Origin of the sequence: Aeromonas sp. 601027, from assembly GCF_049174455.1 — a bacterium.
Classification (GTDB): Bacteria; Pseudomonadota; Gammaproteobacteria; order Enterobacterales; family Aeromonadaceae; genus Aeromonas; species Aeromonas veronii_A.
In genome coordinates this window covers 788,780-803,076 of the sequence record NZ_JAAKTN010000001.1, presented here as the reverse complement: position 1 = coordinate 803,076, position 14,297 = coordinate 788,780, and the positions used below count along the sequence as shown (strand labels likewise).

At 60.8% G+C, this 14,297-nt stretch carries 10 protein-coding genes; 8 read left to right on the top strand and 2 right to left on the bottom strand.

Translation table 11 applies throughout. The features are described from left to right. The first annotated feature begins 106 nt into the window (after positions 1-106). From G5193_RS03410 to G5193_RS03390, 5 genes are all read left to right on the top strand, one after another. On the top strand, positions 107-1,324 hold the full coding sequence (locus G5193_RS03410; protein WP_033113252.1) for a YgeY family selenium metabolism-linked hydrolase: 1,218 nt from the start codon (positions 107-109) through the stop codon (positions 1,322-1,324). 105 nt (positions 1,325-1,429) lie between these two features. Then, positions 1,430-2,854, top strand: coding sequence for a dihydropyrimidinase (gene hydA, locus G5193_RS03405; protein WP_421204993.1), 1,425 nt, complete (start codon positions 1,430-1,432; stop codon positions 2,852-2,854). 95 nt (positions 2,855-2,949) lie between these two features. Beyond that, positions 2,950-3,882, top strand: coding sequence for a carbamate kinase (gene arcC / locus G5193_RS03400; RefSeq protein ID WP_421204951.1), 933 nt, complete (start codon positions 2,950-2,952; stop codon positions 3,880-3,882). 171 nt (positions 3,883-4,053) lie between these two features. Beyond that, positions 4,054-4,977 carry a DMT family transporter gene (locus tag G5193_RS03395; protein WP_076491567.1) on the top strand — a complete coding sequence of 308 codons (924 nt, stop codon included), beginning with the start codon at positions 4,054-4,056 and terminating at the stop codon, positions 4,975-4,977. 160 nt (positions 4,978-5,137) lie between these two features. After that, positions 5,138-6,223 (top strand): calcium/sodium antiporter, encoded by a 1,086-nt coding sequence (locus tag G5193_RS03390; protein ID WP_335873188.1) that lies wholly within the window; start codon positions 5,138-5,140, stop codon positions 6,221-6,223. 107 nt (positions 6,224-6,330) lie between these two features. Here the strand turns inward: G5193_RS03390 and yqeB are convergent, their stop codons facing one another. Beyond that, positions 6,331-7,923, bottom strand: a complete 1,593-nt coding sequence (yqeB, locus tag G5193_RS03385) for a selenium-dependent molybdenum cofactor biosynthesis protein YqeB (RefSeq protein ID WP_421204950.1) — start codon at positions 7,921-7,923, stop codon at positions 6,331-6,333. Between the two features lie 27 nt (positions 7,924-7,950). Further along, positions 7,951-8,799, bottom strand: a complete 849-nt coding sequence (gene yqeC / locus G5193_RS03380) for a selenium cofactor biosynthesis protein YqeC (protein ID WP_236563756.1) — start codon at positions 8,797-8,799, stop codon at positions 7,951-7,953. 1 nt (position 8,800) lies between these two features. On the opposite strand from yqeC, the gene mocA reads away from it, so the two are divergent. The 3 genes from mocA (at position 8,801) to ssnA (ending at position 14,237) form a co-directional block, all read left to right on the top strand. After that, positions 8,801-9,436: a molybdenum cofactor cytidylyltransferase gene (gene mocA / locus G5193_RS03375; protein ID WP_265344603.1), complete on the top strand. Its 636-nt coding sequence runs from the start codon at positions 8,801-8,803 to the stop codon at positions 9,434-9,436. Positions 9,437-9,767: 331 nt separating this feature from the next. Continuing rightward, a complete protein-coding gene (gene ygfK / locus G5193_RS03370) occupies positions 9,768-12,878 on the top strand; it encodes a putative selenate reductase subunit YgfK (protein ID WP_421204949.1) in 3,111 nt (1,036 codons plus the stop codon). 30 nt (positions 12,879-12,908) lie between these two features. Continuing rightward, on the top strand, positions 12,909-14,237 hold the full coding sequence (ssnA, locus tag G5193_RS03365) for a putative aminohydrolase SsnA (protein ID WP_421204948.1): 1,329 nt from the start codon (positions 12,909-12,911) through the stop codon (positions 14,235-14,237). The last annotated feature ends 60 nt before the right edge of the window (positions 14,238-14,297 follow it).

Below are 14,297 nucleotides of genomic sequence, written 5' to 3'. Positions count from 1 at the left end.
ACACGAATTGAAGCATTGATCGCGCCTCGCCAACGGTGCGCGGTAACGGGCACAGGGCGCGGCCGACGAACAGGCCGCGCACTCTCAGTTGTTATGGAGAATCACAATGAGCAAGCAAATTCCGTTTGAAATGGTGTTGGAGAAGGCCTACCAGTACAAGGCCGAGATGAGTCAGTTCCTGCGCGACATGATCGCCATCCCGAGCGAGAGCTGCGATGAAGAGCGCGTCGTGCTGCGCATCAAGCAGGAGATGGAGAAGGTTGGCTTTGACAAGGTCGAGATCGACCCCATGGGCAACGTGCTGGGCTATATCGGCCACGGCCCGCACCTGATCGCCATGGATGCCCACATCGATACCGTGGGCGTCGGCAACATGGCCAACTGGAAGTTCGACCCCTATGAGGGGATGGAAGATCACGAGATCATCGGTGGCCGCGGCGCATCTGACCAAGAAGGCGGCATGGCATCCATGGTCTATGCGGGCAAGATCATCAAGGATTTGGGGCTGGAAGATCAGTACACCCTGCTGGTGACCGGTACCGTACAGGAGGAGGATTGCGATGGCCTCTGCTGGCAGTACATCATCGAGCAGAGCAAGATCCGCCCCGAGTTTGTGGTCAGTACCGAACCCACCGACTGCCAGATCTACCGTGGCCAGCGTGGCCGCATGGAGATCCGCATCGATGTGCAGGGGGTCAGCTGCCACGGCTCCGCACCGGAGCGCGGTGACAACGCCATCTTCAAGATGGGCCCCATCCTTGGCGAGCTGCAGGAGCTGAGCCACAACCTCGGCAATGACGACTTCCTCGGCAAGGGGACCCTGACCGTCTCCGAGATCTTCTTCACCTCCCCAAGCCGCTGCGCCGTGGCAGACAGCTGCGCCGTCTCCATCGACCGCCGCCTCACCTGGGGCGAAACCTGGCAAGGGGCGCTCGACGAGATCCGCGCCCTGCCTGCGGTGAAAGCCGCCGGTGCCGAGGTCTCCATGTACCAGTACGATCGTCCGGCCTACACCGGTCTGGTCTATCCGACCGAGTGCTACTTCCCGACCTGGAAGGTGGAAGAGGATCACATCACCGTCAAAACCCTCTCCAAGGCTTATCGTGAGCTGTTCAACAAGGAGCCGGTGGTGGACAAATGGACCTTCTCGACCAACGGGGTCTCCATCATGGGTCGCCACGGTATTCCGGTCATCGGTTTTGGCCCGGGTAAAGAGCCGGAGGCCCACGCCCCGAACGAGAAGACCTGGAAAGAGCATCTGGTCAAGTGCGCCGCCATGTACGCCGTGATCCCCATGCTCTATCTGGCCGAGCTGGACAAGTAAGGGGTCTGCCGGGTGGTGGCTGCCATCGCCGCCCGGCTGTTGCAAGTGCCCCGTCTCCATTGAGGCGGGGCTTTGCTGTTTGAAGTGATGTTCGAGGTGGTGGGGATGAAACGGCTGATCAAAAACGGTGTGCTGGTCGATGCGCAGGGTGAATATCGTCAGGATCTGCTGATCGATAACGGGGTGGTCCGCGCGAGAGCCGCCGCTATCCAGCCCGATGGCGAGACCGACGTGATCGATGCCAGCGGTTGTTATGTGATGCCGGGTGGCATCGACGTTCATACCCACTTCAACATCGACGTGGGCATTGCCCGCAGTTGCGATGACTTTTTCAGCGGTACCCGTGCTGCCGCCTGTGGTGGCACCACCACCATCGTCGATCACATGGGATTTGGCCCGGCAGGGTGCAATCTGCATCACCAGCTGGCCCGCTATCACGACTATGCCGCCGATCAGGCGGTGGTCGATTACAGCTTTCACGGCGTTGTTCAGCATGTGGATGACGCCATCCTCCACGAGATGGCCGCCATGGTGCAGGAGGAGGGGATCAGCAGCTTCAAGCTCTATCTCACCTACCAGTACAAGTTGGGTGATCACGACGTGCTGCGCGCCTTGGCCCGTCTCAAGGCGGTGGGGGCGCTTGCCACCGTCCATCCCGAGAACGATGCAGCCATCGCGGCGCGCCGGGCGGCCCTGCTGGCCGCGGGTCACCATGAACCCTGGTATCACCCGCAAAGCCGCCCACTGGAGTGCGAGGCGGAAGCCATCGCCCGGATGATCAATCTGGCGGGGCTCGCTGGCAATGCGCCACTCTATATCGTCCACCTCTCCAATGGCTTGGGGCTGGAGTATCTGAAACTGGCGCGTCGGCAGGGACAGCCGGTCTGGGTGGAGACCTGCCCGCAATATCTGCTGCTCGATGAGCAGTGTTATTACAAGGAGAACGGTGTCGACTATCTGCTGAGCCCGCCGCTGCGCTCGCGCCGCGAGCAGGACAAGCTGTGGGTCGGTATCGTTGCGGGCGACATCGATACGGTAGCGACCGATCACTGCAACTTCTCCCACGCCCAGCGCATGACCCTCTCGGGGGGCGATTTCAGCCGCTGCCCCAACGGCTTGCCCGGGGTCGAAAACCGGATGCTGCTGCTCTTTGCCCACGGGGTATTGGGCGGGCGCATCTCGCCGTCCCGCTTCGTGGCCCTCACCAGCGCCAATCCGGCGCGCCTGTTTGGCCTCTGGCCGCGCAAGGGCAACCTGCAACCGGGGTCTGACGCCGATCTGGTGATCATGGATCCCCGTGGTGACACCCTGATTTCCCATCAACAGTTGCACGACAACGGCGACTACAGCCCCTACGAGGGGATGCACTGCCCAGGCCGGATCAGGATGACCCTGAGCCGTGGCGAGATAGTCGCTCGCGATGGCGAGTTCCTCGGGCGGCGTGGTCATGGCCGGTTTTTGGCCAGAGCGCCCTTTGATCCGGCGTTGGCGCCGGAGCTGCACTCGCCTTGCCCCTTGGTAGCAGGCTGACAATTCGTTCGAAATACGCAAATCAACAAGGTTATGTGAACAACGAAAGGTGGGCCGGTATTGCGCCGGCTTGTCCCATCACTGGAGATAACAAGATGAAACAGAGAATCGTACTGGCCCTTGGTGGCAATGCGCTGGGCAACAACCTGCCCGAGCAGATGAAGGCGGTGCAGAGCACGGCGGGCACCATTGCCGACCTGATCGCCCAGGGGCATGAGGTGGTGGTGACCCACGGCAACGGCCCGCAGGTAGGGATGATCCAGCAGGCGTTCGAGGTGGCGGCCCGCCACGATCCCAAGGCGCCCCATCTGCCCATGTCGGTCTGCGTGGCCCTGAGTCAGGGTTATATCGGTTATGACCTGCAAAACGCCCTGCGCGAGGCACTGCTTGAACGTGGTATCCACAAGCCGGTCGCCACCTTGGTGACCCAGGTTGAGGTGGATAAAAACGATCCCGCCTTCCTCGACCCGAGCAAACCCATCGGCGGCTTCTTCAGCAAGGAGGAGGCCGAAGCATTGATGGCCAAGGGGGAGCGGCTCAAAGAGGATGCCGGTCGCGGCTATCGCCGGGTGGTGGCATCCCCCAAACCCGTCGATATCATCGAGAAAGAGACCGTCTCTGCCATGCTGGCTGCCGGTCAGGTGGTGATCACCGTCGGTGGCGGCGGCATTCCGGTGCTGCGGGAGGGCAATCACCTGCGCGGTGCCAGTGCGGTGATCGACAAGGATTGGGCCAGTGCCAAGCTGGCGGAACTGATTGACGCCGACATGCTGATCATCCTTACCGCGGTAGAGAAGGTCGCCATCAACTTTGGCAAGCCGGATGTGCAGTGGCTCGATCAGCTGAGCGTGGCCGATGCCAACAGCTTTATTGCACAGGGGCAGTTTGCCAAGGGTTCCATGCTGCCCAAGGTGGAGGCGGCGCTCTCGTTTGCCACTTCCATGCCGGGGCGCAAATCCCTGATCACCTTGCTGGAGAAGGCCGCCGACGGCATTGCCGGCAAGACGGGAACCCTTATCTGCCGCTAGGCGTTCCAGCTCGGGTTGAGTGTGATTGCGGGGGCCGACGGCCCCCTTGTTCATTTCGGGGCGACCATGGTCAGCGGAGGATGAGCGGCGTAAGATGGCCGCCTTCAAGCGCGGGCAAGACGTCGAGAGTTGAACCGGCGCAATGAGTGACAAGAGGTGAGTAACAAGCAAATGAGCGGAAAGATCAATATGGCGGCGCTGGTGGGATTGATCCTGCTCACCGCCATCTGGAGTTACAGCTGGATCGTGATGAAGCAGGTGATGCTCTACGCGGGGGCCTTCGAGTTCACCGCCCTGCGCTGCTTGTGCGGATCTCTGGTTCTGCTGCTGGTATTAGCCCTGCGCGGGCGCCGTTATCTCAAACCCACCCCGTTTCGCTATACCCTCGCCATCGCCCTGTTCCAGACCTGCGGCATGGTGGGGTTGGCCCAGTGGGCTTTGATCAGCGGCGGGGCGGGCAAGGTGGCTATTCTGAGCTACACCATGCCGTTCTGGGTGGTGATTTTCGCGGCGCTCTTTCTCGGCGAGCGGATGCGCAAGCTCCACTATCTGGCGGTCGGGGTGGCTGCCTGCGGTCTGCTGCTGGTGATCGAGCCCTGGCAATTGCATCTGGATTCCATGAAGAGTGCGCTGCTGGGGATTGCTTCCGGCATTTGCTGGGGGATTAGCGCCATCATCGCCAAGCGGATGTATGCCCGCCATCCCGCGGTGGATCTGATGTCCCTCACCACCTGGCAGATGATCTACGCCACCATGGTGATGGCCGTGGTGGCGGCGCTGGTGCCGGAGCGACCCATCGACTGGCAGCCCTATGTGTTTGGCGCGCTCGCCTACAGCGCCATCTTCGCCACGGCGCTGGCCTGGAGCCTCTGGCTGTTCGTACTGAAAAAGCTGCCGGCAGGGATCGCCAGCCTCAGCACCCTGGCGGTGCCGGTGAGCGGCGTGCTGCTCTCATGGTGGCTGCTTGGTGAAAATCCGGGGCCGGTGGAGGGGAGCGGTATCGCCCTTATCGTGCTGGCGCTTCTCGTCATCAGCCGCAAGGGCAAGCGCTCTGTGGTGTCGGTGGCGGGGGAGACTCGCATCAAGCATGGTTGAGTGGTGACTGGGCTGCCAGTGGCACGATAAACGGCACTCAAAAGAGCCCGCGACAGGGGACCAACCCCTCGTTACAATGGCGTGGTTTGACTGTGCTGGAGCACAGGTATCTGATTTATTGTGATTATTTCAACGAACCTAACGGCAAGGATGAGACCGTATGATGACGCTGGTGTGGTTGGCTGTAGGCCTGGTGTGTCTGGTGGTGGGGGCCGAATCTCTGGTGCGGGGCGCATCTCGCCTCGCCACCATGATGGGGATATCGCCACTGGTGGTGGGATTGACCATAGTGGCCTTTGGGACCAGTGCTCCCGAGCTGGCTGTGAGCATCCAGTCTGGCCTCGAGGGGCAGGCAGGGATCGCAGTGGGAAACGTGGTCGGCAGCAATATTTTCAACGTGCTGTTTATTTTAGGTATTTCGGCACTGATCGTACCGTTGACCGTCTCCCAGCAACTGGTACGTCTCGACGTTCCCTTGATGATAGTGGTCTCTTTTCTAGTGTTGTTGCTGGGCTACGATGGCCGTATTGCACCACTGGAAGGGGCGCTGCTGTTTGCCGGCATCATCGCCTACACCGTGTTTCTCTTTGTCCAGAGTCGACGGGAAAACAAAGTGGTGCAGGCGGAGTATGAGCAGGAGTTTGGTACCCGTGAAGCGAGTACGGCGGGCAACTGGTTGCGCAATCTGCTCTTTATTGCCGCAGGTCTGGGTCTGCTGATCCTCGGCTCCCGCCTGCTGGTTGGCAGTGCGGTTGAGATTGCACACTACTTCGGGGTGAGCGATCTGATCATCGGCTTGACCATAGTGGCGGCCGGTACCTCCTTGCCCGAAGTGGTGACCTCCATCGTCGCAGCCCTGCGCGGGGAGCGGGATATCGCTGTGGGGAACGTGGTGGGCAGCAATATCTTCAATATCCTCTGCGTGCTGGGGCTCACCTCCATCGTCACTCCCGGTGGGCTTGAAGTGTCGGCCACCGCCCTTCAGTTCGATATTCCGGTAATGATTGCGGTGGCGCTTGCCTGCCTGCCCATCTTCTTTACCGGTTACACCATCGCCCGCTGGGAAGGGGCGCTGTTTCTGGCCTACTACATCGGCTACACCTGCTGGCTGATCCTCCACGCTACATCCAGTCCGCTGCAAGGTCAGTTCAGCGCAGCGCTAACCGGTTTTGTATTGCCGCTCACCGCCATCACTCTGGTTGTGCTGGCGGTGCGAGCCTGGCGATTGCAACGAACCCGGTCGTGATGCAGGTTCCCCTGATGTAAAGGAGCTGCATCAACCGACAGGCGGAAAAAAGCCCCACCATCATGGTGGGGCTTTTGCTTGGTGCTGAAGAGGGACGCGAAGCGCCGTTATCGGCGCTGGGCCAGATGCATCATGGCTTCCAGCACGGCGCCGCCGATGGCGCGTGCCTTGTCCGATACCGTGGTAGCATCGGCCCGCTCGCCTCTGGGGTCGATGTCACCGATCTTGAAGCCGACGGTCACCTCGATGCCATCGCTGAGCAGCCCCCGCACCATGCCGGAGAGGGGCGCGATAATGGGGGCGTCCCCCACATGGGCGATCACATCCCCCTCCTGCACCAGATCACCGAGCTTGATAATGCTCTTCATCACTCCGGCGACGGGGGCGCGCACCACCCGGCGGGCGGAGTGCCCCTCGATCACCCCGGGAATGCCGGTATTGGGCTGGGCGGGGCCCTGATAGATGACCCGGCCCAGATGGTGGCCGCGGTTGGTCTCAATGACCGCATCGCAGTCGCGCCCCGCCTCAAACCCCGGGCCAAGGGCTACCGTAATGGGGGCCATCTCCTTGTGGGTGCCGAGATTCTGCTTGGCGAGGATGGCATCCACCAGATAGCGGGGTTTGAGCTCGGCGAGGGTGGCACAGTCAGGGTCAACCAGCAGCGGAATGACGCCCCGATCCAGCTGCTCGAACGCCTGTTCGACGTTCTCGACCCGCTTGGCACGCACTCCCTCGACCCTTGTTTCGCCGTCGAACATCCCCTGAGCGAAGGCGACGGTGCGGCGGATCACCGTGGGCTTGTCGAGATCCAGCATCACCACCTTGAAGCCGGCATTGTGCAGGCGCAGCGCCACCCCGGTGGCGATATCGCCGGAGCCGCGCATCACCACCAGCTGATCCCGCTTGAGGCGCACATCATCCTGCATCAGACCGCCTGCCTTGCCGTTTTTCACCTGCAACAACTCGGCGAGAATGCTGATGGCGATCTCCTCGGGGGTCTCGGCGCCGATGTTGTAGCCGATGGGGGCGTGCAGTTGCTGCAGTTGCTCCTGGCTCACCCCTTGCTGGCGCAGCGCCTGGGTGAAGGTCTGCACCTTGCGCTTGCTGGCGAGCAGCCCCAGATAGGCGAGGGGACGGCTGATCAGCCGATCCAGCGCCTCCTTGTCCTGATGGTTGGTGGCGATGATGACGAAGTTGGCAGGCTCGATGGCCAGCGCCTCGATCACCGCGCTGATGGTATCGGCCTGCTTGAGATGGGTACCGGCGGGGAAGTGGTCTGGGTTGAGGCTCCCTTCAAAGCAGTCGCCCACATGGATATCAAAACCCAGCGGCGAGGCGGCATGGGCCAGCGCCCGGTTGACGTGACCTGCGCCGATCAATACCAGCCGTGGCCGCAGGCCATAGACATCGATATAGACCGACATGGCGCCACCACAGTCCGACCCGACCGCATGTTCGCCGTTGCGGGCCATCCGACCGTGGAAGATGCGGGGCTTGCGCTCGGCAATGGCGGCCATCGCTTCCTCGATCACCAGCCGCTCGATCATGCCGCCGCCGATGGTGCCTAGGATCTGGCCATCGGCCATTACCAGCATCTGGGCCTGATGGCGGGGTGTGGAGCCACGGCTCTCGATGATCTGGGCCATAGCAAAGGGAATGTTCTCCTGTTCCAGTCGGGCTGCGTGTGAAAACAGATTCATAAGGTACCTCTTCTTATCCTTAAACCATCATGGGCGAGGCGGCTGTGCCTCATCCTGAGCGAAGTAACCGAGTGCGAGGCGAATGGGCTGTGGTTCGCGAACCGCCCCCTGCCAGATGGCATGGATCTCGGGGTGGCGGCTATGCAGCTTTATCAATTTATCGAGCCACGACGCCTCATTTTGATAATCCCCATTGATAAACCAGATCCGGCGCGCCCTGGCCGGGGTGCCCTTGAACAGCCCCTCGGGGTGGGAGAGCAGTTGGTGAAACAGGGCCCAGTCGAGGCGGTCACCGGCCTCTATCCCGCACAGGGCCTGAAGCTCTGCCCAGCGGTGGATCTGCTGCGGGTCGGCCTTGGCCCCCACCATGGCGCCGCCCGTCAGGGCGATCACCCAATCACTGTGCTGAGGAATGCAAGGTTCGTGCAAAGCGGGCACTTTCAATAACTTGTGATGGGCGCCATCCGCTTCGACCAGGATAAGATCGAAGCGCTGCTGCCCCTTGATGAGATCAATCTGCTGGGGCGTGGGGCCCGCCACCTTTCCGGTGCACTCGTCGAGATGGCTGAACAGGGCAACCAGCGCCGGGCCATCCGGTAGCGCCTGACAGCGGGTAAGTTGACGAACGGGGTCCGTCTCGATAATCAATTCCCGATAGTGTGACGGGGCAGGCAGAAACATCCGGGTGGTGGTGGTAATTAGCACCCTTTTACCCTGTTGATAAAAATATTCCGCCAGCCAGAACAGGGTGCTGGTTTTCCCACCGGCCCCGCAGAGGCTAATTAAGGTGGTATGACTATCAATATTTTTGGTGAGCGGGTTTAATAGCGGATCTATATCTGGAAATGCGACAGCAACAACATGTGGTAGCGACATAATGACGACCAAAATAAATATCGAAGGGAGTGGAAAACAACGTTGCCAGGAACAAGTGCAGTGTGACTGTATAATAACGGCGGCGGGTTTATCTTCCCGAATGGGTACCTGGAAAATGATGCTACCTTATTGCCAGGGGACAATGCTTGATGCAAGTCTCAAAAATGCCCTGGCTTTTTGTCAGCGGGTTATTCTGGTGGTGGGCCATCGTGGCGAGGAACTTCAAGCGCGCTACGGATCACGGCCGGATATTGTTGTCGTCCACAACCCAGACTATCGGCAGGGGCTGGGCAGCTCCATCCGCTGCGCTCTGGCGGCCAGTGAAGCTGACTACCTCTTTATCAGCCACGGGGATCTCCCCTGTATCCCGCGCGAGGTCTATCAACAGCTCTGGCAGGCACGGGGTTGTGAGGCTCTTTTCCCCACCTGGCAGGGGGAGGCGGGCCATCCGGTGTTGCTGCCAAAATCCCTAGTCCGCGAGCTGGCAGCGGCCCCGGTGCAGTCGTCGGTACGATGCTGGTTGCAAGGACATCCGCACCGTATGGTGCCCGTCGACAGCCCCGCCATCCTGTTTGATGTGGATACCCCGGAGCGCTATCAGGCGCTGCTGGGTGGCATTCTTGAAAATGAGAGTTAGCCCACGAAATAACCCAGTTTAAAAAGATAACGGGGAGATAAATGGCGTATCAAAGTGATATTTCTCGCACTTGATCTGATAGTGCGAGTTCTTTTTGAACTGCTCATTAAGTAAATTCCAGAGTGATTGATAACTACTCGCAATACCCATAATGGTGGCATCGTAAATTCTCTCCATTAATTGGAGCTGTCTCACGCTTTTACCGTAAAAAATAGTTTTGTAACTGTAGTGGCCTGATTGTTGCTCTTCTCCTTGCCAAGGGGGAACACCCGTGCGGGATACCCCATTTATTCATGCTGCCAATGGGCAGAACAGCTGCAAGGAGATAGCCATGGGCGATATTATGCGACCCGTTCCGTTCAAGAATCTGCTGACCCGTATTTTCGCGGAATATAAAGAGAGTCAGAGCATTTTCGGTATTCCCGCCGCGCAATTCTATCGCAAGCAGGACGAGCGCAAGATCAAGGTGTTCGGTGAAACCTGCGAGACCCCCATTGGCCCGGCAGCCGGCCCCCATACCCAGTTGGCCCAGAACATCGTCACTTCCTGGCTGACCGGCGGGCGCTTTATCGAGCTCAAGACGGTGCAGATACTGGACCGTCTCGACCTGGAAAAGCCCTGCATCGATGCCGAAGACGAGTGCTTCAACACCGAGTGGTCTACCGAGTTCACCCTGCCCAAGGCGTTCGACGAGTATCTGAAAGCCTGGTTTGCTCTCTATCTGCTGGAGGAGGTATTCGATCCGCGTCTTGAGGGGGAGGCCAAGTCCTTTATCTTCAACATGAGCGTGGGTTACAACCTCGACGGCATCAAACAGCCACCGATGCAACAGTTTATCCACAGCCTGATGGATGCAAGCCAAAGTCCGAAATTTGCCGAGTACCAGCAGGTGGTACGCGAGCTGGTGGCCGACGAGCAGTTTATCGCCGAGCTGGGACTGGGGGCGCGCCGCGCTCGCCTGCAACAGCTGGTGGATCGTATCCCGGCCAATCTGGTGCACGGCGTCACCCTCTCCACCATGCACGGCTGCCCGCCCAACGAGATTGAGGCCATCTGCCGCTACATGCTGGAAGAGAAGGGGCTCAACACCTTCGTCAAACTGAACCCGACCCTGCTGGGCTACCCGCGGGTGCGCGAGATCCTCGATACCTGCGGCTTTGATTACATTGGTCTGAGCGAAGCGTCGTTCGATCACGACCTCAAGCTGGATCAGGCCAAGGCGATGCTGACCCGTCTGATGGCGCTGGGGGCCGAGAAGGGGCTCACCTTCGGGGTGAAACTCACCAATACCCTTGGCACCATCAACCGCAAAGGGGCACTGCCCGGCGATGAGATGTATATGTCCGGCCGGGCGCTGTTCCCGCTCTCCATCAACGTGGCCGCCGTGCTGTCCCGCGCCTTCGATGGCAAGCTGCCCATCTCCTACTCGGGCGGTGCCAGCAAGTTCAACATCGCCGAGATCTTCGAGACCGGTATCCGTCCCATCACCATGGCCACCGACCTGCTGAAACCGGGCGGCTACCTGCGCCAGATCGAGTGCCTCAAAGAGATCGACGCCTCTGACAGCTGGGGCATGAGTCAGGTAGATGTGGCCAAGCTGGAAGCGCTTGCCGCCAAGGCCCTCACCATGGATTACACCCAGAAGGAGTGGAAGTCCGAGGATCGCATCGAAGTGGGGGGTGGCCTGCCGCTGACCGACTGCTACGTGGCGCCGTGCGTCACTGCCTGCGCCGTGCATCAGGATATCCCCGAGTACATTCGCCTGATGGGCGAGGGGGAGTATGTGGCAGCCCTTGAGCTGATTTATCAGCGCAACGCCTTGCCTGCCATCACCAGCCATATCTGCGATCACCAGTGCCAGTACAACTGCACCCGTCTCGACTACGACAGCGCGCTCAATATCCGCGAACTGAAAAAAGTGGCGCTGGAGCGCGGCTGGGAAGGGTACAAGGCCCGCTGGCACAAACCGGCCGGCAGTGGTGACAAGCACCCGGTGGCGGTCATTGGCGCCGGTCCGGCCGGTCTCTCCGCCGGTTACTTCCTGGCCCGTGCCGGCCATCCGGTCACAGTGTTCGAGCGCGAAGCGGATGCCGGTGGCGTGGTCAAGCACATCATCCCCGAGTTCCGCATTCCGGCCGAGCTGATCCAGCATGACATCGACTTTGTTGCCGCCCACGGGGTCAAGTTCGAGTTTGGTTGCGATCCGGCGCTCACCGTCGACAAGCTGCATGCCCAGGGCTTTAGCTATGTCTTCGTCGGCATCGGTGCCGACAAGAATGGCGGCATGCGCCTCGAGGGGGGTCACGAGCGGATTTACAAATCCTTCCACTTCCTGCGCAGCTTCAATCAGGGCAAACCGCTGCCGCTGGGCCGCCATGTGGCGGTGATCGGTGCCGGCAACACCGCCATGGACTGTGCCCGCGCCGCCCTCAAGGTGCCGGGTGTCAGCGATGTGACCGTTATCTACCGCCGCAGCGAAAAAGAGATGCCCGCCTATCGCGAGGAGTATCTGGAAGCAGTGGAGGATGGGGTGCGTTTCTGCTTCCTCACCAATCCGGATCGCTTTGAGAAAGATGGCAAGCTTACCGTGCGGATGATGGCGCTGGGGGAACCTGACGAGCAGGGCCGCCGCCGTCCGGTGCCCACCGAGCAGACCGAAGTGATGCAGATGGATGCCCTGATCACCGCCATCGGCGAGCAGCCTGATTGCGAGGTATTGAAAGCGATGGGCATTCCCCTTGGCAGCGATGGCTGGCCCGAGGTGGATGGCCAGACTGGCGAAACCAGCCGTCGCAACGTCTTCCTCATCGGTGACGTGCAGAGCGGACCATCCTCCATCGTCGGTGCCATCGGTGGTGCCCGCCGCGCCGCGGATCTGGTGCTCTCTCGCGAGCATATCGCCAGCCAGCAGAGTGTCGTGACCATCCAGCCGTCAGGCAAGGATGAGATCTATCGCCGCAAGGGGAGCATCGCCGTCACCATGGTTGACAAGAGCGAGCGCGATGCCTTCGTGGCGCAAGAGGCGCACCGTTGCCTCGAGTGCAACTACCTCTGCAGCAAGTGCGTGGATGTCTGCCCCAACCGGGCCAACGTCGCCATCGCGGTGCCGGGCTTCAAAGACCAGTTCCAGACTCTGCACCTGGATGCCTACTGCAACGAATGTGGCAACTGCGCCCAGTTCTGCCCGTGGCAGGGCAAGCCCTATCAGGACAAGGTCACCATCTTCAGCCTGCCCGAGGACTTCGACAACAGCCGCAACCCCGGGTTCTATCTGGCTGACGGTGGCGAACTGCGGGTGCGTCAGGATGGCGAGACCTATCGCCTGACCATAGACGCCCAAAGCCGGATCAAGGATGCGCCAGCGGCCCTTGGCGACATGTGCCGGATCATCAGCCATGTCCATGCTCATCACCACTACCTGTTGGGGGCCGTCGAGGCCTGAGCGAACCACGAATAAGCGAAGGAGCACACCATGTTTATTCTGAAGAACGTCACCGCTGTCCAGCTGGAGCCGACCCGGGTGCTGGAAGGGGTGGATATCGCCATCGAAGGATCGCTTATCAAAGCGGTGGGGCCCAATCTGCGGGCCCTCTACCCGGAGGCCAACTATCGGGAGATGGGCGGCAAGCTGGTGATGCCGGGCATCGTCTGTGCCCACAACCACTTCTACTCCGGCCTGTCGCGGGGGATCATGGCCAATATCGCCCCCTGCCCGGACTTTATCTCCACCCTGAAAAACCTCTGGTGGCGGCTCGATCGGGCGCTCGATGAAGAGTCCCTCTACTACAGCGGCCTTATCTGCTCGCTGGAAGCGATCAAGAGCGGCTGCAGTGCGGTGATCGACCACCACGCTTCGCCCAACTTCATCAAGGGCTCCCTGAATGTGCTGCGCAAAGGGTTTATGGAGGCGGGCCTGCGCGGCATGACCTGCTTCGAGACCACGGATCGCAACGGCGGCCTTGCCGAGCTGCAGGCCGGGGTAGAGGAGAACATCCTGTTCGCCCAACAGATCGATGCGGCCAAAGCCAAGGGGAGCGAACCCTATCTGGTGGAGGCTCATATCGGCGCCCACGCCCCCTTCACCGTGCCCGACGAGGGGCTCGCCATGCTGCGCGAAGCGGTGCAGGTCACCGGTCGTGGTCTGCATATCCATGTGGCGGAAGACCGCTACGACATGGCCCACGGTCACCACCACTATGGCAAGGAGCCCATCGCCCGGTTGGACGAGTTTGGCCTGATCGACAGCAAGACCCTGATCGCCCACGGCATCTACCTGAGCCCGGCTGACATCGAGCTGCTCAACAGCCGTGATGCCTTCCTGGTGCATAACGCCCGCTCCAACATGAACAACCATGTGGGCTACAACATGCACCTGCCGGAGTATCGCAATCTGGCGCTCGGCACTGATGGTATCGGCTCCGACATGCTCGAAGAGCTCAAGTTTGCCTACTTCAAGCACAAGGATGCCGGCGGAGCGCTCTGGCCAGACAGCTTTGCCCGCTTCCTCTGGAACGGCAACACCTTGCTGGAGCGCAACTTCGGCGCCAAATTTGGCCGCCTGGAGCCCGGCTACAAGGCCGACCTCACCATCTGCGACTACGACGCACCGACCCCGCTGGCGCCGCGCAACCTCGGTGGCCATCTCGCCTTCGGTATGGGATCGAACAGCGTCAACAGCGTGATGGTGGAGGGGCGCATGGTCTATCAAGACCGCGAGTTCCCGTTCGATGTTGCGCCCATTTACGAGCAGGCCAGCAAGGTGGCGAGCCGCCTGTGGCAACGGATGGATCAGCTGGCCTAAGGCCACCCTCCACACGTTTGGACTGGATTGCCCGCCCTGTGGATTTGCCCGGCGGCGGGC

Excerpts from the sequence above, each read along its gene's own strand:
- G5193_RS03410 (WP_033113252.1), top strand. The coding sequence starts at position 107 with ATGAGCAAGCAAATTCCGTTTGAAATGGTGTTGGAGAAGGCCTACCAG.
- hydA (WP_421204993.1), top strand. The coding sequence starts at position 1,430 with ATGAAACGGCTGATCAAAAACGGTGTGCTGGTCGATGCGCAGGGTGAA.
- arcC (WP_421204951.1), top strand. The coding sequence starts at position 2,950 with ATGAAACAGAGAATCGTACTGGCCCTTGGTGGCAATGCGCTGGGCAAC.
- G5193_RS03395 (WP_076491567.1), top strand. The coding sequence starts at position 4,054 with ATGAGCGGAAAGATCAATATGGCGGCGCTGGTGGGATTGATCCTGCTC.
- G5193_RS03390 (WP_335873188.1), top strand. The coding sequence starts at position 5,138 with ATGATGACGCTGGTGTGGTTGGCTGTAGGCCTGGTGTGTCTGGTGGTG.
- yqeB (WP_421204950.1), bottom strand. The coding sequence starts at position 7,923 with ATGAATCTGTTTTCACACGCAGCCCGACTGGAACAGGAGAACATTCCC.
- yqeC (WP_236563756.1), bottom strand. The coding sequence starts at position 8,799 with ATGTCGCTACCACATGTTGTTGCTGTCGCATTTCCAGATATAGATCCG.
- mocA (WP_265344603.1), top strand. The coding sequence starts at position 8,801 with ATGACGACCAAAATAAATATCGAAGGGAGTGGAAAACAACGTTGCCAG.
- ygfK (WP_421204949.1), top strand. The coding sequence starts at position 9,768 with ATGGGCGATATTATGCGACCCGTTCCGTTCAAGAATCTGCTGACCCGT.
- ssnA (WP_421204948.1), top strand. The coding sequence starts at position 12,909 with ATGTTTATTCTGAAGAACGTCACCGCTGTCCAGCTGGAGCCGACCCGG.